This is a genomic window from Chitinophaga flava (assembly GCF_003308995.1).
Classification (GTDB): Bacteria; Bacteroidota; Bacteroidia; order Chitinophagales; family Chitinophagaceae; genus Chitinophaga; species Chitinophaga flava.
Map to the genome: position 1 here is coordinate 1,413,372 of NZ_QFFJ01000001.1, position 15,846 is coordinate 1,429,217.

The 15,846-nt window shown below is 48.3% G+C and carries 19 protein-coding genes; 11 read left to right on the forward strand and 8 right to left on the reverse strand.

All coding sequences use genetic code 11. The features are described from left to right. The first annotated feature begins 16 nt into the window (after nt 1-16). The 3 genes from DF182_RS05530 (at nt 17) to ric (ending at nt 2,789) form a co-directional block, all read left to right on the forward strand. Nucleotides 17-1,309 carry a hypothetical protein gene (locus DF182_RS05530; RefSeq protein WP_113614661.1) on the forward strand — a complete coding sequence of 431 codons (1,293 nt, stop codon included), beginning with the start codon at nt 17-19 and terminating at the stop codon, nt 1,307-1,309. A 341-nt stretch (nt 1,310-1,650) separates the two neighbouring features. Next, on the forward strand, nt 1,651-2,040 hold the full coding sequence (locus tag DF182_RS05535; RefSeq protein ID WP_113614662.1) for a group III truncated hemoglobin: 390 nt from the start codon (nt 1,651-1,653) through the stop codon (nt 2,038-2,040). A 5-nt stretch (nt 2,041-2,045) separates the two neighbouring features. After that, nucleotides 2,046-2,789 carry an iron-sulfur cluster repair di-iron protein gene (ric, locus tag DF182_RS05540; protein WP_113614663.1) on the forward strand — a complete coding sequence of 248 codons (744 nt, stop codon included), beginning with the start codon at nt 2,046-2,048 and terminating at the stop codon, nt 2,787-2,789. Nucleotides 2,790-2,853: 64 nt separating this feature from the next. Here ric and DF182_RS05545 read toward each other — a convergent pair whose 3' ends face one another. Further along, a complete protein-coding gene (locus tag DF182_RS05545) occupies nt 2,854-3,369 on the reverse strand; it encodes a hypothetical protein (RefSeq protein ID WP_113614664.1) in 516 nt (171 codons plus the stop codon). A 193-nt stretch (nt 3,370-3,562) separates the two neighbouring features. Between DF182_RS05545 and DF182_RS05550 the strand changes: the two genes are divergently transcribed. Together DF182_RS05550 and DF182_RS05555 are read left to right on the forward strand one after the other, a co-directional pair. After that, nucleotides 3,563-4,042: a Crp/Fnr family transcriptional regulator gene (locus tag DF182_RS05550; RefSeq protein WP_394337286.1), complete on the forward strand. Its 480-nt coding sequence runs from the start codon at nt 3,563-3,565 to the stop codon at nt 4,040-4,042. Nucleotides 4,043-4,116: 74 nt separating this feature from the next. Then, on the forward strand, nt 4,117-4,866 hold the full coding sequence (locus DF182_RS05555) for an SDR family NAD(P)-dependent oxidoreductase (protein ID WP_113614666.1): 750 nt from the start codon (nt 4,117-4,119) through the stop codon (nt 4,864-4,866). An 87-nt stretch (nt 4,867-4,953) separates the two neighbouring features. On the opposite strand, the gene DF182_RS05560 is transcribed toward DF182_RS05555, so the two are convergent. Further along, nucleotides 4,954-5,376, reverse strand: a complete 423-nt coding sequence (locus tag DF182_RS05560) for a PepSY-like domain-containing protein (protein WP_113614667.1) — start codon at nt 5,374-5,376, stop codon at nt 4,954-4,956. A gap of 211 nt (nt 5,377-5,587) precedes the next feature. Here DF182_RS05560 and DF182_RS05565 point away from each other — a divergent pair, with 211 nt between their 5' ends. Continuing rightward, on the forward strand, nt 5,588-6,013 hold the full coding sequence (locus DF182_RS05565; RefSeq protein ID WP_113614668.1) for a response regulator: 426 nt from the start codon (nt 5,588-5,590) through the stop codon (nt 6,011-6,013). A 29-nt stretch (nt 6,014-6,042) separates the two neighbouring features. Here the strand turns inward: DF182_RS05565 and DF182_RS05570 are convergent, their stop codons facing one another. From DF182_RS05570 to DF182_RS05585, 4 genes are all read right to left on the reverse strand, one after another. Then, on the reverse strand, nt 6,043-6,471 hold the full coding sequence (locus DF182_RS05570; protein WP_113614669.1) for an HvfX family Cu-binding RiPP maturation protein: 429 nt from the start codon (nt 6,469-6,471) through the stop codon (nt 6,043-6,045). Between the two features lie 3 nt (nt 6,472-6,474). Next, a complete protein-coding gene (locus DF182_RS05575; protein WP_113614670.1) occupies nt 6,475-7,224 on the reverse strand; it encodes an HvfC/BufC N-terminal domain-containing protein in 750 nt (249 codons plus the stop codon). Further along, on the reverse strand, nt 7,208-8,035 hold the full coding sequence (locus tag DF182_RS05580; protein WP_113614671.1) for an HvfB family MNIO-type RiPP peptide maturase: 828 nt from the start codon (nt 8,033-8,035) through the stop codon (nt 7,208-7,210). The genes DF182_RS05575 and DF182_RS05580 overlap by 17 nt, the downstream gene beginning before the upstream one ends. Before the next feature lie 71 nt (nt 8,036-8,106). Then, complete coding sequence (locus DF182_RS05585; RefSeq protein WP_113614672.1) at nt 8,107-8,448, reverse strand: hypothetical protein; 342 nt, start codon at nt 8,446-8,448, stop codon at nt 8,107-8,109. Nucleotides 8,449-8,783: 335 nt separating this feature from the next. On the opposite strand from DF182_RS05585, the gene DF182_RS05590 reads away from it, so the two are divergent. Beyond that, nucleotides 8,784-9,512, forward strand: coding sequence for a hypothetical protein (locus DF182_RS05590; RefSeq protein WP_113614673.1), 729 nt, complete (start codon nt 8,784-8,786; stop codon nt 9,510-9,512). Between the two features lie 47 nt (nt 9,513-9,559). Here the strand turns inward: DF182_RS05590 and DF182_RS05595 are convergent, their stop codons facing one another. Continuing rightward, complete coding sequence (locus DF182_RS05595; protein WP_147243356.1) at nt 9,560-10,426, reverse strand: hypothetical protein; 867 nt, start codon at nt 10,424-10,426, stop codon at nt 9,560-9,562. Nucleotides 10,427-10,523: 97 nt separating this feature from the next. Beyond that, a complete protein-coding gene (locus DF182_RS05600) occupies nt 10,524-11,507 on the reverse strand; it encodes a LuxE/PaaK family acyltransferase (RefSeq protein WP_113614675.1) in 984 nt (327 codons plus the stop codon). Between the two features lie 150 nt (nt 11,508-11,657). Between DF182_RS05600 and DF182_RS05605 the strand changes: the two genes are divergently transcribed. The 4 genes from DF182_RS05605 to DF182_RS05620 all read left to right on the forward strand — a co-directional run bounded on the left by DF182_RS05605 (nt 11,658) and on the right by DF182_RS05620 (nt 15,836). Further along, nucleotides 11,658-12,107, forward strand: a complete 450-nt coding sequence (locus DF182_RS05605) for a hypothetical protein (RefSeq protein WP_113614676.1) — start codon at nt 11,658-11,660, stop codon at nt 12,105-12,107. A 90-nt stretch (nt 12,108-12,197) separates the two neighbouring features. Continuing rightward, nucleotides 12,198-13,736 (forward strand): acyl-CoA carboxylase subunit beta, encoded by a 1,539-nt coding sequence (locus tag DF182_RS05610; RefSeq protein ID WP_113614677.1) that lies wholly within the window; start codon nt 12,198-12,200, stop codon nt 13,734-13,736. Between the two features lie 94 nt (nt 13,737-13,830). Further along, nucleotides 13,831-14,673: a UbiA family prenyltransferase gene (locus tag DF182_RS05615; protein ID WP_113614678.1), complete on the forward strand. Its 843-nt coding sequence runs from the start codon at nt 13,831-13,833 to the stop codon at nt 14,671-14,673. 62 nt (nt 14,674-14,735) lie between these two features. Further along, entirely contained in the window at nt 14,736-15,836 is a 1,101-nt protein-coding gene (locus tag DF182_RS05620; protein ID WP_113614679.1) for a M42 family metallopeptidase, read from the forward strand. The last annotated feature ends 10 nt before the right edge of the window (nt 15,837-15,846 follow it).

Sequence of the window (15,846 nt, forward strand, 5' to 3'; positions counted from 1 at the left end):
AGAACAATTCAAACTTATGAAATCTGCTTACCTCGCTGGTCTCCTGCTATGCAGCACTGCCGGCAAAACCTTTTGCCAGCAACAGGATTCTCTGGCCGCTCAAATGCAAACCTACTTCAACGAAGCAGCCACCGCTACCCTGCAACAAAAGCAGATATGGGGCATCGACCTCTATGGGCCTATGCTGCTGGTAAATCCGGCCACCCGGGAGATCATCACCAATATGCCCGACAGCTCCGGCATATTGCAGAAACAAGGAACAGTGTACACCGGCAAACTGCCAAAGCAGTTCAATACAGCCAACACTTCCTTCCACTGGGAAGGCCGCGACTGGGCCATGCTTCAGCTGCCCCTCCCCGGCAATAAAGCAGATAGGGTGAATCTGATGGCCCATGAACTCTTCCACAGAGCGCAGCCCTCCCTGCATTTTACCCTGCAAGACCCGCCCAATAACCACCTCGATAAAAAGGATGGTCGTGTATATCTGCGTCTCGAACTCAATGCACTGCAAAAAGCCTTGAAGGCCACCTCTTCTGCAGAACGCCAACAGCACCTCGCCAATGCCCTGACCTTCCGCCAATACCGCTATATCCTCTTCCCCGGCGCCGATACAACGGAAAACGCCCTGGAACTGAATGAAGGCATAGCCGAATATACCGGTATGATGGTCAGCAACAGGAATAAAAAGGATGCACAGGCACACTTCAGTCAATACCTGCAGACCTTTCTGGAATATCCTACTTTCGTACGGTCGTTCCCGTATCAGACCATTCCCGTATATGGCTACCTGCTGGCTCAGACCACACCAGGCTGGAACAGACAACTTAACAGCCATTCCCAACTGATGCCCCTGCTGATCAAAGGCTTCCACATCACGATACCGAAAGATGTCAAAGCCGCCGCCCTCGCACAAGCCGGACAATACGACGCAGCAGCCATCATAGCCGCGGAAACAACCAGGGAAGTCCGTATACAGGAACAGATCGCTGCCTATACCCGAACCTTCATCACACAACCACATACCGAACTCCGTTTCGAAAAAATGAATGTATCCTTCAACCCCAGTAACATCGTTCCGCTGGAAGGATACGGCACCGTATACCCTACTATGCGGATCTCCGATAAATGGGGCATTCTCACCGTAACCGACGGCTCTTTGATGAGCACCAACTGGGACAAGGTGACGGTGAGCCTCCCGCAGGCATTTACTATCCGTGAAGTGAGTGGACAAGGCTGGAAACTTCAGCTCAACGAAGGCTATACCCTTAGCCAGGATGCCAACGGTAATTATTCCCTGAAAAAGAATTAATACCAGGCTGACCGAAAGCTTATCCGTAGCCAAGATATCAATACTAAGTCTAAAGAATAATACACAACGGCACAAAGACTATATCCATAGTCCCAATGCCAGCGGTAAGTCAAAAAAAATAATGCAACGGCACAAGAGCTACATCCCAGGCCCAAATGCCAGCGGCTAGTCTAAAAGCTTGCCCCACTAAACGGCGCCTTATCATCGGCGCCGTTTTTATTTTATTTAATTAAGGATATTTTTGTCTTTTATTAAAATGAATATACTTACTTTTGCTGCAGGATCTCCTTAATCGGCCTGAACGCGATTCCTAATTAAGGACAAAAATGTATTTATTTATCATGGAGCAACTAAAAGACATTTCCTCCCTTGACGATATCCGCCTGCTGGTAGACAGTTTCTACGGGAAAGCTCGTGCTGATGAGCTGCTGGGGCCCATTTTCAACGGCATCATACAAAACCGCTGGCCTGAACATCTCGACAAAATGTACCGCTTCTGGGAAACATTGCTGCTGGACAACCATACCTACCATGGTAGTCCTTTCTGGCCACATGCCCAAATGCCCGTGAATGCAACCCATTTTGACCGCTGGCAGCAGCTTTTCCGGGAAACGGTAACACAGCTTTTTGACGGGCCAAAAGCCAGCGAAGCCTGCTGGCGGGGAGAAAAAATGGCGCAGATGTTCCTCTCCAAGATCACGTATTACAATAGTACCACAGCAATAAAATAGCTATTATGGAAATCAATGAAAACACCATCATTGGCCAACTGGTTGCCACCGACTACCGCACCGCCGACGTTTTCCGCCACCACGGCATCGACTTCTGTTGCAAAGGAAACCGGGCCATAGGCCAGGTTTGCACAGAAAAAAAACTCGACATGGCCCCTATCCTGAACGAACTGCATGATATAACGGCAACGCCTGAATGTAGTATACAAACCTATCACATATGGCCACTCGATCAGCTAGCAGAACATATTGTCCGCAAACACCACCATTATGTCGCACAAAAAATACCAGTCCTCCACCAATACCTGAGAAAAGTCTGCCAGGTACATGGACAAGAACATCCTGAACTGTGGCAGATAGCAGCCTTGTTTACCGCCGCGGCATCAGAGCTCACCGCCCACATGGAAAAGGAAGAACTGATACTTTTCCCACGCATCCGGGAAATCGTCAAAAAACAGGAGGCAGGCGAATACTTCGAATCCGGCGCTGTCAGCAAAGTGGATAAACCCATCGCTGTCATGATGGGCGAACACGACCAGGAAGGGGAACGCTTCCGCAAAATAGCTGAGCTGAGCAACAACTACACACCACCCGAAAATGCCTGCAACACCTATCGTGTTACCTACGGCATACTCAAAGAATTCCAGGACGACCTGCACCAGCACATACATCTCGAAAACAATATCCTTTTTCCTAAAGCAATAGCAGCCGAAAAAACACTGACCGGCAGTTGCAAAATACCTTCATAAAAAAGAATGGCCGGCAAAACACCGGCCATTCCTTATCTTCCTGCATCTGTTATAAAATATTTTACTAGTTATGCCCATGATCATGTCCGTGTCCTCTTTCACCATGATCTTCATGTCCACGTGCATGCATCTGTTCATTACCCTTGCCATACATCGGATGCCCTTTCACAATAAAATACTTGCTGTCCCGGCTATCCCGGATGATCGGCTGGCTGCCGTACCATTCCTGCCCCTTGTAACGCGCATATTTATTCCTGTAAACATTATCTTGCATCCAGGGGTTCGGTTGATTGATAACTACCTTATACCCCCTGTACACATCAAAGTTATATCGCGGTGGTAAAGTGGGCGCAAACATCCAGCTTCCTCCGTTAAGGTATACGTACTGCTGGCTGGCAACATCATAATAGGCGTCTATGTCCGGAAAGTAATAGTATTGAGCATAGTCATACCCTACCGGCCCCCATACAGGCTGACTGCCAACATTAAAATTCACATTCAGCCTCACCTGTGCCTGTAACGCACCCTGGTATAACAAACCACTGGCAATCACTAACGCGATAAATAATATCTTTTTCATATCGCATGGTTTTACCTACTGGAAAACAAAGGGGATGCCAGCCCACCATCCATATGCCACTAAACTGTTAAATTAAATGGCTAATTTCAGCCCGATGGACAACAGAAAACTACTGGCTGATTTTATCACTCGCTATTGCAACCTGTCCGATCCGGACCTTGAAAAAGTACTGCAACAATTTTCTTTCGGAGAAATTGCGGCAGATACTGTTATCCTCCGGAGAGGACAAACCTGTGACACGCTTTCCATCATCCTGAAAGGAGCCTTCCGGCTTTTTGCTGTAGATGAAGCCGGTAATGAAACGACCACCTGGCTTGTATTTGAAAACACCCTGATTACCGAACCGGCCAGCTTCCTCACGCGGCAGCCCTCCCGCTATTACCTCCAGGCACTGGAGCATTCCGAAATAACTACCATTCACTACGATCAGCTGCATGCACTTTATCAAAAAATACCCGGATTCGAATCCTTTGGACGGAAACTGATGGAAGAAATATTAGTAGGCACCATGTGCAGAGCTACCTCACTACTCCTCGACACCCCGCAGGAAAGGTACAACCGGCTGCTACAGCAGCCCCGTTTTTTGCAACGGGTGCCATTGAAACATCTTGCCTCCTTTATCGGCATCACCCCTTCTTCCCTCAGCCGGCTACGGCGCCGCATGCAAACCTGAGCTTCCATTAATTGCCTTAAGACAATTTCCGGCGCCCGGATGTTCATGAGCTTTGTTGTATAAAACACATCGTTATGTCAGCAAAGATTGCGCTCATCACCGGCGCCAACCGTGGGCTGGGCCTGGAAGCCGCCCGGCAGTTATTGCAAAAGGGAGTAAAAGTTATCCTCACCGCCAGGGACCCTATAAAAGGTGAAGCTGCCGTCCGCAGCTTGCAACACGAATATCCCCACGCCGCCTTCCTCCCGCTGGATATCAGCCAGCCTCAACAGATACAGGCACTCTTCGAAAAGATCTATCACCTGTACGGCCACCTGGATATTCTCATTAACAACGCTGCAATCACCCATGCCAGCCCTTCCCGGCTGCCCGCTCAACGAATGGCCAATACTATCCTGCAGGCAGACATAGAAGAGCTTAAAGCTGTTTTTGATACCAATGTATGGGGTACGCTACTGCTCACGCAAACCATGCTTCCTCTCCTGCTGAAAAGCAATACCGGACGTATCATCAACCTGAGCAGTGAGCTGGGCAGCATTCAGTTACAGGCCGATCCCGCTTCTCCCATCTATCATGTAAAAAAATTCGGTTACAACAGCTCCAAAACAATGGTCAACCTGCTCACTGTATATCTCCAGGAAGCACTACGTGATACTACCGTCAGCGCCTATACTGTAAGCCCCGGCTGGGTGAAGACCTCCATGGGCACCGCTGATGCTTTGCTGGAAATCCCTGAAGGCGCCAGGATCATTGTACAGGCAGCCCAGGAAGAAGTGCCCACCCGACAGTTTTTCACCCATCAGTGGCAAACTATTCCTTGGTAATAATCAGGATTTCCATTCGTAATTCGTAATTAAAAAAGGGTGTGCTGCCATTACAGCAACACACCCATCATTCGCATTTGCTCATGCTCAATGTTCTACTACTTCTTTCAGAAATTTGCCATTGGTATCAAACAACACATCTTTCTTATTCACTTCAGCTTCATAATTTACCTCGCCACCGGCTTTGGTAATCTTTGCCGCCTCTGCAATACGGGCGCCCTTATAATGCTCCTTTAAATAAGCAGTAACGCTTGCCGGCAAAGCTGATACAGCAATCGTCTCCTCTGTTTCCTGCAAGATGCCTGCCTGATTGTAAACAGCAGACTGATGTTTCCCATTATGCACAAAACTTACTTCGGTATCAGCAATCCCTTCTTTATTCCACTTCACTTTGGTAGCGCCGGGATAAGCCTTTTCAAAGGCCGTTTTGGCTGCTGCAGGCACTTTTACCTGCGCTACAGCCGTGACCGTTATACCAATGGACAAAACCATCATCAGGTGCTTTTTCATATGTAGCTTGTTTTAGCAGCAACTTACATCCGGATTCTGTTTTCTTTCTGTGGCGCTGACATTCTTCCACATTTTGTAGCCCGTCAAGGACGTGATACCGCAGAAAGTATCGGTTATACCCCGCAAAAAGCCAGCTGGCAGCAGTATAGCGTCAGGCATCCGCTTTGCAGGTAGATTTTTAACTTATTGTTACAAAAATATTTGTCCTAACATGCAGAAATATGCACAGATCCTCATAGCCGACGATGACCCTGAGGACGTATTCATAATGGAAATGATGTGCAGGGAGCTTTCTTTTTCAGATAACATCCATTTTGTACAGGATGGCATGATGGCACTCGAATACCTGGATGCACTATACGAAAAGCCATTACCCTCGCTCATTGTCCTTGATCTGAATATGCCCAGACTTACGGGTACGCAAACACTGGAACTGTTGAAGCAGCACACACGGTACCAGGATATCCGGGTTATTATCTATTCCACTTTCCTGAATGAGATACAGAAACAACAGTGTATCAAACTGGGTGCAGAAGCTTTTGTAGTCAAACCAGACACTTATGAAGAAGGGCTGGAAATTATGCAACAGTTCCACGATTGCAGCCTGGGTAATTACTCTTTCCCTATAGCCAGCTGATCCTGCGATCAGAACATCGTAGTATAGCCCTAACGGTTACGCTCCAACAATGCATCCAACCCTATTTTACCACTTCCATACACTAACAGGGTAAATAACATGAGAATATAATAAAGAGGGATTTCAAAACCATTGTCACCGGCCTCAAAACCATTGGCCCAGTGTACTGTAATAATAGCCACCACCATACTGATCATCAGCGGCAGTGTAATATAACGCACCCACAGTCCCAGCGTCAGCAAAATGATACCCAGCGTTTCCGTAACAGCCACCACATAAGCACTGATATAAGGCGCAGGGATATGCAACTGGCCAAACCAGTCCCCAATACTGTGGATATCTTTCCACTTCAGCAGCGCCGGATGATAATAACCATAAGCCAGCACCAGCCGGAAAAACAACAGGGGAATATCTTTCAGCGCCGAAAGCCGGCGCGCATATGCAGCATAAAAACGCATGATTCAGGATTGAAAGCCCAGCACAAAATGTTGCCGGTACATATTACCTAAAAATGCCAGCGTATCTTTTTCCAGTGTATCTGTCAACGTTATTCCAAGCTGTGGCGAATAATCCAGTATGTCCCTCACCGTTACCCCCTGCACCAGCTGCTCCACTACAAAAGCCAGCCAGGGCGAGAGATCAGTAAACTGTACATGGCCGGTACCAGCCTCCCGGTACAACAGCACAAACCAGGCCCCCTTCTGTTTCAGCAACCGCGCTGCCTTCGCTTCCAGGTGCACCGGATAACTAAATGACAGCAACCGGTACTCCGGATTCAGTACCAGCGGCGTCTCCAGCCAGCTGCCTTCCTGCCTGAAAGGAGCCGGAGCAATATCTTCCATATTAAACACTTCTATCTCCGCCCATTCAAATCCGAGCAGATCACTGAGATACGGTATACCATATACTTCATCCCAGCTGTTTTCCACCGAATAAGTGTAAAACTCCAGCGGCATCTTCCATAGCTGGTACGACTGGCAAGCATGGTTAGCAAAAAAAGTGCTGACCATTCTGTTCCATTTGCGCGCGGGGATATTGGTGGAGGTAATCGGGAAAGCGGTTTCGATGGTAGCTTTCACCGTATGCAGAATAGTGCGGCGATAGTGGGCAAGACGGTCCTGGGGCACGCCAGGCAACTTTACTTTGTCGCCGGTACGGCAATGGGTCGCAAACTGCTGTTGCAGCTGCCATGTATCAGGCAACGAGTTCATTTTTCTGTTTCCATTGTTTTTGACAAATCGATTTCAGCCGCGTCAGTTCTGTCTCCAGCGCTTCCACAGCCGGAATATTGTTATCCCGCTCCAGCAATACCGGCACCGGTTTTATCCGCTGGATGGCCCATTCAAACAGATCGTATACCGGATCTGCAATCGGATTCCCATGTGTGTCCAGGATCATATCCGGGGATACCTGCTCATGACCAGCCATATGTATATAAGCTACCTTATCAAGCGGTAGCTGTGAAATAAATGTCTTCGCATCATAATGATGATTAAAGGCATTGACATAGATATTATTAATATCAAGCAGCAGCTGACAGTCAGACTGTGCTACCACTTCGTTGATAAAATCAATCTCGCTCATTTCCGGTGCCACCGATATATAATAAGAGATGATCTCCATAGCCAGCGGCCTTTGAAGAAAGTCCTGCACCTGACGGATACGGCCGGCGATATGTTTTACCGCGTCCATCCGGAAAGGCATTGGCAGCAGATCGTACAGATGGGCATTATTACATTTGGCATAACTCAGATGTTCTGAGTACAGTTGTATTTTATATTCTTCCAGAAAAGATTTCACATAACGGAGGAACGCTTTGTCCAGCTCTTCAGGACTGCCGACAGACAAGGAAAGCCCATGGCAGAGTACCGGATACTTTTCCACTACCCGGTGCAACATCTTTTTCCAGTAACCACCAAGGTTCATCCAGTTCTCCGGAGCAAATTCAACGAAGTCAGGAGTGATCAGCGTTCCGCTGATCATCTCTTCCGCAATCTCGCGGCGAAAGCCTAATCCTACCATGACCAGGTATTTTGGTAAAAGGATAAAGGGAAAGACCTGTAACCGCCTTTCCCTTTTAATTTAATGGGAAATTATTTGCCGGACTTGGTAGTATCAGCGGCAGGCTTGCCTTTACCGCCGCCTTTTTTGCCCTTTTTGTGACCTACACATTTGCCTTGCGCACATTTGCCCGGAGAGCATTTACCTTCATGGGATTTCATAGTGGAATCCTTGTGGTTACTACAAGAAAGCTCTACTGCACTGACAGGGGAGGAATGACCAGTCAGGACGCTTCTGACAGCAGCACCAGAGCCAAGATTAGTATAACTAACCGGATTGGCAGCTGTAGGTTGCAGGGCAGCAAGACCCAGGATAGCGCTGGCTACGAGAGAGCCGGAAAAAAGCACTTTTTTGTTGATTGATTTTTTTTCCATTTTTGTGAATTTAAACTGAGTGAAATAGTTAGATATATGACTTATACCTGAAAGCGGAGTGCTGTCTGATTGCTGGGGTCAAAGTTCAGTCTGTTGTTTGATTGCCTGTACCGGTCAGTGCCGGGCCGGTTACTACAGCCATTTTCTGCGTGCGGGCGGTGATGTCATTCCTCAATTACTGCACCAGTTTTTATCCGGGGTCACTGCGTCCATCATCTTGCCTGTAGAAAGCTTACGGAAAATTAAATGTTTTAGTTTTCCTGAAAACGCAAATAAATGTTATTCAATTTATGCTATTTTTGGCCTGAACGCTGCTGCGTGATTAAAAAAGGCCCATGAAAAATAAGATGCCCCCTGTAACGTCCGTATACTTTATTTCATTGCTGAAGGCATACTTGCGTGGAACTAAAACTAAACAGGAAGTGTTACAGGACCTGTACGGAGAAATAAACCTACAACCTTTAGACCCGGAAGATTCCGGAGAAGATGTTACCCGCCTTCTGCTGAGGACTGCCGCTAACATGCATGAAGATTATTATCAGGAGATAGTTGGTGCCCTCACTCAGGCTAAAGACTCCGCACCTACCCGTGAAGGAGTAATACATCAGCTGGAAGCACTGCTGGCCGGCCACACTACCCAGGCAGAGCTGTTGCAATGGGCCACCTGGCACAACGATCCGGGAGAAGATAACGGTATCAGCTACTTCGATGATCTGGCTGTGGACTATTTCTGCACCCAGCTGCTGCCCAATCCTTCTGAACCACTTACTTCCGCCCATTTTACACAGATACTTAAAATATTCAGAAATCCGTTCCGCGACCAGCTTAAAGACAAAGTAGCGCTGGTGCTGCTGTTTGAAAAGGAAAAACAACGTTTCCTCTTTTACGTAGGCGACTATATACAGGGCCATACCGCACCAGAACAACTGGACGTATACCTGCTGAACAAATTCGGCATGGACCATTACTCCTTCCCCTATATGTCTTCGCTCGCCGACATGATGTACGATCCTTCCAAACTGCCGGCACTGCTCAATGCTGCCGCTCAGAGCAGCAGGCAATAAACCGCAGGAACCGGCTCCGGTCTGCAGCCATGCGGCAGACCGGCCCGCTATCGTATCACTTCTGATACCACCACCATCCGGCTTTCCCCTCTTACAATATCAGTGGTCCAGGTATTTACCTTGTCCCCGTTACTGTACTCCAGGTGCGTCTCCAACGGCAGGGCTATAGGAGGATAACTGCCCGCTATGAGGAGCTGTTCGATCTGGTCTTTATAATGATCAGGGATAAAAACATAACCGGGAAACAGCGTGTGGGGCTCCTGTGGCACCCAGATGCTGGCTGCTGTAAGCACCCTGCTGGTAACTCCGATACTGGCGGAATCACGGCGTGTAGTATCAGCTGTATATTCTTCACAGGCTATACCGGCAATTACCTTCTTCTCTCCGGTCCGGATAAGCCGGTTAAGATACCCCGTCTCACCGGGATATACCGGTTCCATCGTATTCAGGTTCAGTTTCTCCCGGGTGCCGCTCCCCACCTGATGGATAGCTGTAATGCTCAGCTGGGCCCCCTTTAAAAAATCAGCATAAAAACGATACCGCGCCCCCGTACTTTTACTTAGCAGATGTACGCCTAGCTGCGGCCTCGCACTGCTGTAATAAATCATCATCTCCTCCCCTCCCTTCTCTACACGCTGACCGCCTTCCCAGGCTTCACTTTCCTGGTAAACAGCTATATCAAATTCAAATATGGAATCTATCTGCACCTGTTGATCTCCGCCAATAATAAGGGAAGGCCCCTTGCTGACCGGGCCGCTGTGCTCTGTCTCATAAGGTCCCTCAGTTAACACGGTATCAACCGGAGCCCCGGCAAGATGACGAACCTTGTCTTTCACTTTTTTCAATATCTGCGCCTGCAGGGTAGAGGCCAGCAATATACAGGCAAGGAGTAAAACCTGTTTTTTAATAGGCATAAGCATAGAATAATTACGAATTACAAATTACGACAATCAAATATATTTTAATCGTAATTCGTAATTCGTAATTCATAATTTATAATTCGTAATGGTATCAGCTGACCATAAGGCTGCAACCACGCAAAGCGGAGTTATCCAGTCGGCCTAATACTTCAAAACGGCCGTCTTCATGGATCTTTCCGATGTCCTCGGTAGCAATAAATGCGCAGGAATAAATATTGGCCAGGTCTATAATGTTCATAACCCCTGACCCTTTGCCGGCCGTAAGCTGGAAGGGATCGTTTTCATCACGCAGCAACACTTTCATCCAGGGTGGCGTTTCAAAATACCCCTGCCCGCGGGAATAGGCCTGTGACAATAATTCGGTCATACCGTATTCAGCATGTACCACGTCAACGCCTAATCTGTTTTTCAGAAAATCATGTACCTCATTACGGGTCCATTCTTCCCGGCGCCCTTTCATCCCGCCGGTTTCCATCACAATGGTATGCTGCAGCTGCAGGGAATATTTCTCCGCAAAATCGAGCAAACCAAAAGTAACACCGATCAGCAGCACCTTCTGTTGCCTTGCCTCCAAAGCCTGCAGCTGGTGAAACAGCTTATCATGCTCATAAAGGTAAAAACCACTTTCTTCACGGCCACTACGTACAATCATCTCCTGCACCATACATACCAGCGAAGAATGCTGCCGCTCCAGATAGGAAGGTAGCAGCCCCACCACTACGTAATCGGTCACCGGCCCATAAAACTGCTCAAAGGCGATCATAAAGCTCCGGGTATAAATGGCTGCATCCTTTACCAGATGGCGGCTGTTGACGGTCTGTGTAGTGCCGCTGCTTTCAAATATCAGCTGTGGCTCAAACTGGCCGCATACCACCGTATGGGTCTTGAAAAACTGGATCGGCAGATAGGGAATGTCCAGGATACCTTTCACTTCCTGGGGATTTATACGCAGGGCATCCGTATAGGCACGGTAAAGCTCATTTTCCTGGTATTGGTAATGAAACACCTCCAGAGCGGCCGTTTCCAGCTCATGGTGTTGCAGGGAGAATATATGGTCGGGCGAAACTACGCGCATGGATATCGGTCTTTAAAAGAACACAAAGTTAGGGAGAAGAATAAATTTACCTACCGGAAGTAACAATTGACCCGAAAAAAACGTTTTCCGGGAGGGAGACAGAGATAGCTGAATATTTGTATATTTCCTAAATTAATGTAGGTTTGTTTTATGAAGAAAATTCTCTTTTTGATCTTGGCCGCCGGTCTCTTCTATGCTTGTAAAAAGGATAAAATCGGCACCAAACCTTTGCTATCCTTCAAAAGTTATTCTGAAGACAGTATAACACCTACCACCAAAACCTTTGTACTCACCATGCGGGTGGAGGACGGTGACGGAGATATTGAAGACAGCATCGCCGTGGCCATGTTCAAAGACAGTCAGCAAGCCACCAGCCACGATACCATCTGGACCTTCTATAAAATGCCTAACATCGGACAAAACAGGGGCAACAAGGTGAAAGCCGACGTGATCATGCCATTCCAGGAAATTGACTTCGCCGCCGCCTACAACCCTGTTCCCAATGATAGCGCCCACTATATCGTGTTCCTCCGCGACAACGCCGGCAATTTCAGTGATACCATTCCCACACCAAAATTTCCGTTCCGGCGGAACAGATAGTCTTTCAAAAGCCTTACATTTACAAGATATCAGGGATTCCTTAAACGGAATCCTTTATTTTTTAAAGCTTTATCATTCATTTTTCCACATATGAACAAGATCGAGGAATTACAGTCGAAGATTAAAGAAGCTATGTTAGGTGGTGGCGAAGTACGGATCGCGTCACAGCATAAAAAAGGAAAACTGACCGCCCGCGAAAGGCTGCAACTCCTGATGGACGAAGGATCTTTCGAAGAACTGGATATGCTGGTGACCAACCGCAACAGAGGTATAACCACTGATCAGGAACAATTCCCCGGCGACGGCGTAGTTACAGGATATGGCACCATCAATGGCAGACTGACCTATGTCTTTTCACAGGATTTCACTGTATATGGCGGTAGCCTCTCCGAACCTCATGCCCGTAAAATATGCAAGATCATGGACCTCGCCATGCAAAACGGCGCTCCGTTGATCGGTCTCAATGACAGTGGCGGCGCCCGTATCCAGGAAGGCGTGGTAAGCCTGGGCGGTTATGCTGATATCTTCTACCGCAACACCCGCGCCTCCGGCGTAATCCCACAGATATCCGCCATCATGGGCCCCTGCGCCGGCGGCGCCGTATACTCACCCGCCATCACCGACTTCATCATGATGGTGGAACAAACCTCCTACATGTTCGTGACCGGCCCCAACGTGGTAAAAACCGTCACCCATGAAGAAGTGACTTCTGAAGAACTGGGCGGCGCCCAGACACATGCTACCAAAAGCGGCGTGACGCACTTCGCCTGCGCCAACGAAGTGGAATGCATACAAAACATCAAACAACTCCTGAGTTATATCCCGCAAAACTGCGAAGAAACAGCACCGGTATATCCTTACGAACCAGGCAACGAACTGCGGGACGCCCTCAACACCCTCATTCCGGCCAGTCCCAACCAGCCGTATGATATGAAGGAAGTCATCGCTCAGATCACCGATACCGACAGCTTCTTTGAAGTACATAAAGACTTTGCAGACAATATCATTGTAGGCTTTGCCCGCGTTGCCGGACGAAGCATCGGTATTGTGGCCAACCAGCCCGCTGTACTGGCCGGTGTACTCGATATCCACGCCTCTGTAAAAGGTGCCCGCTTTACCCGCTTCTGTGATGCCTTCAACATCCCGCTGCTGGTACTGGTAGACGTACCCGGATTCCTCCCCGGCACAGACCAGGAATGGAACGGTATCATCACCAACGGTGCCAAACTGCTCTATGCCCTCTGCGAAGCTACGGTACCCAAAATCACCATCACCACCCGTAAAGCCTACGGTGGCGCCTACTGTGTAATGAACTCCAAACATATCGGAGCCGATCTCAACTACGCCTTCCCGCAAGCCGAGATTGCAGTTATGGGAGCCAAAGGCGCCGTAGAGATCATCTACAAAAAGGAAATCGATACCGCTGCAGACCCGGAAACACGCACCACTGAACTGGTGACAGATTACACCGACCGGTTTGCCAACCCGTACCTGGCCGCAGAAAAAGGTTATATCGATGAAGTCATCATCCCGGAACAAGCCCGCGCCAAACTTATCAAAGGCTTTAAAATGCTGGAAAATAAAGTGGTGAATATGCCCAGAAAAAAACACGGTAATATACCTTTGTAACTAATTAGGAATTACGAATTACGAATTACAAACGCAGGCTCCCGGGCCCCCTTGTAATTCGTAATTCGCTATTCGTAATTCGTAATTGTTTTCTATGCGGTCCGTTTTTAACTTTTTCCTTTTCACCTCCCTCTTTATTGCACTTTGCGCACTGCTGATGATATGGCAGACTAACCAGTTACTTCATCTGGATTATCCGCATTGTACCTTTTATCTGTTCGTATTTTTTTCCACTATCTGTAGTTATAATTTTCACTGGTACCTGACACCTGGCACCTACTCCTCTTCAGAACGGCTGCAGTGGGGTGAACGGCATCGTACCATGATGCTTGTGTTTTGTGGAATAGGCCTGGCAGGCGCCCTTTTTTATTTCTGGCAACTGCGGGAACACTGGATGGCCCTCAGCGGAGGCGCTTTCCTCACCTTCCTCTACTCCGCTCCCAAGGTGCCACACAAAACATTTACCTGGCTGCGTAAAATCGCGATCGGTAAAACCCTGTTTCTGACAGCAGTATGGACCTATGTAACTACGCTGCTGCCAGCACTGGTAGCCAATCTGGGCTTCTCCTGGGCGCTGCTTTTTTTTACAGTGCACCGCTTCCTGCTGATTTATGCGATCTGTATCTTGTTTGACTACCGCGACCTGGAATCCGATAAAAAAGAAGGTATCCGCAGCCTGATCACTTACCTCGACCTGAAAAACCTCAACCGCTTATATTACCTCACCCTGTTGTTGTCTGCTGTTGCTGCCGGCCTCCTGGGCCCGGAAACAACCATCCCCGTCATCGCTACCCTGATGGCGCCCGTAGTGATCACCGCTCTGCTCACCCGCAAAGCGCAGCACAACCCGTCAGATTATCTGTTCTACTTCGTACTCGATGGACTCATGGCCCTGTCGGCCCTGCTACACCTCCTGATTTACTGGGCACAGGCATAAAAGAAGCCTGCCGTCGTATAACGTAATTTGCTACATTTGTCCGATCGCAAAAAGCTATTCTTATGTCCAAGAAACAGAAATCCATCCTCAACAAGGAATCACTGGCATTCCTCAAAGACTACCTGAACAATCCATCTCCCACTGGTTTTGAGAAAGAAGGACAAAAACTGTGGCTCAAATATCTGACACCATATATTGATGAACACCAGGTAGATGCCTATGGCTCTGTAGTAGGTATCATCAATCCCAAAGCACCTTTTAAAGTGGTGATAGAGGCTCACGCAGATGAAATTTCCTGGTTCGTAAACTATATCTCCCCCGAAGGGCTGATCTATGTAATCCGCAATGGCGGCTCTGATCAGCAGATCGCACCTTCCAAAAGAGTCAATATCCATACTGAAAAGGGGATTGTAAAAGCCGTATTCGGCTGGCCTGCCATTCATACCCGCCTCCGCAGCGGCGACGGCAAAGAGCCCCAGCCCAAAGTAGAAAACATCTTCCTGGATTGCGGCGCCCGCTCCCGTAAAGAAGTGGAAGACCTGGGCATACATGTCGGCTGTGTAGCCACCTTTGAAGATGGCTTTGAAGAACTGAGCTACGACTACTTTATCTGCCGCGCCATCGACAACCGTATCGGCGGCTTTATGATCGCGGAAGTGGCCCGCCTGCTGAAAGAAAAGAAACAGGAACTGCCTTTCGGCCTCTATATTGTGAATGCGGTACAGGAAGAAGTTGGCCTGCGCGGCGCCGAAATGATCGCTAAACGTATTAAACCGGACGTGGCCATCATCACCGATGTAACCCACGATACCACCACCCCGATGATCAACAAAAACATTGAAGGGGAAATCAAATGCGGCGGCGGTCCCAGCATCACCTATGGCCCTGCTGTACACAACATCCTCCGCGACCTGATCATCAAAACTGCTAAAAAGAACGAGATCCCGTACCAGCTGCATGCCGTAAGCCGCAGCACCGGCACCGATACCGATGCTTTTGCCTATTCCAACGATGGTACACCATCCGCACTGATCAGTTTACCACTGCGGTATATGCATACCACCGTTGAAATGGTGAAACGGGATGATATCGAAAATACAATTCAGCTGATCTATCAGACTTTATTACAGATCACGCCGAAAACAAATTTCAAATATCTGTAACCGTTAGTTA

What these genes read in the sequence shown, in the direction of transcription:
- DF182_RS05530 (WP_113614661.1), top strand. Translation starts at nt 17, where the DNA reads ATGAAATCTGCTTACCTCGCTGGTCTCCTGCTATGCAGCACTGCCGGC.
- DF182_RS05535 (WP_113614662.1), top strand. Translation starts at nt 1,651, where the DNA reads ATGGAGCAACTAAAAGACATTTCCTCCCTTGACGATATCCGCCTGCTG.
- ric (WP_113614663.1), top strand. Translation starts at nt 2,046, where the DNA reads ATGGAAATCAATGAAAACACCATCATTGGCCAACTGGTTGCCACCGAC.
- DF182_RS05545 (WP_113614664.1), bottom strand. Translation starts at nt 3,369, where the DNA reads ATGAAAAAGATATTATTTATCGCGTTAGTGATTGCCAGTGGTTTGTTA.
- DF182_RS05555 (WP_113614666.1), top strand. Translation starts at nt 4,117, where the DNA reads ATGTCAGCAAAGATTGCGCTCATCACCGGCGCCAACCGTGGGCTGGGC.
- DF182_RS05560 (WP_113614667.1), bottom strand. Translation starts at nt 5,376, where the DNA reads ATGAAAAAGCACCTGATGATGGTTTTGTCCATTGGTATAACGGTCACG.
- DF182_RS05565 (WP_113614668.1), top strand. Translation starts at nt 5,588, where the DNA reads ATGCAGAAATATGCACAGATCCTCATAGCCGACGATGACCCTGAGGAC.
- DF182_RS05570 (WP_113614669.1), bottom strand. Translation starts at nt 6,471, where the DNA reads ATGCGTTTTTATGCTGCATATGCGCGCCGGCTTTCGGCGCTGAAAGAT.
- DF182_RS05575 (WP_113614670.1), bottom strand. Translation starts at nt 7,224, where the DNA reads ATGAACTCGTTGCCTGATACATGGCAGCTGCAACAGCAGTTTGCGACC.
- DF182_RS05580 (WP_113614671.1), bottom strand. Translation starts at nt 8,035, where the DNA reads ATGGTAGGATTAGGCTTTCGCCGCGAGATTGCGGAAGAGATGATCAGC.
- DF182_RS05585 (WP_113614672.1), bottom strand. Translation starts at nt 8,448, where the DNA reads ATGGAAAAAAAATCAATCAACAAAAAAGTGCTTTTTTCCGGCTCTCTC.
- DF182_RS05590 (WP_113614673.1), top strand. Translation starts at nt 8,784, where the DNA reads ATGAAAAATAAGATGCCCCCTGTAACGTCCGTATACTTTATTTCATTG.
- DF182_RS05595 (WP_147243356.1), bottom strand. Translation starts at nt 10,426, where the DNA reads ATGCCTATTAAAAAACAGGTTTTACTCCTTGCCTGTATATTGCTGGCC.
- DF182_RS05600 (WP_113614675.1), bottom strand. Translation starts at nt 11,507, where the DNA reads ATGCGCGTAGTTTCGCCCGACCATATATTCTCCCTGCAACACCATGAG.
- DF182_RS05605 (WP_113614676.1), top strand. Translation starts at nt 11,658, where the DNA reads ATGAAGAAAATTCTCTTTTTGATCTTGGCCGCCGGTCTCTTCTATGCT.
- DF182_RS05610 (WP_113614677.1), top strand. Translation starts at nt 12,198, where the DNA reads ATGAACAAGATCGAGGAATTACAGTCGAAGATTAAAGAAGCTATGTTA.
- DF182_RS05615 (WP_113614678.1), top strand. Translation starts at nt 13,831, where the DNA reads ATGCGGTCCGTTTTTAACTTTTTCCTTTTCACCTCCCTCTTTATTGCA.
- DF182_RS05620 (WP_113614679.1), top strand. Translation starts at nt 14,736, where the DNA reads ATGTCCAAGAAACAGAAATCCATCCTCAACAAGGAATCACTGGCATTC.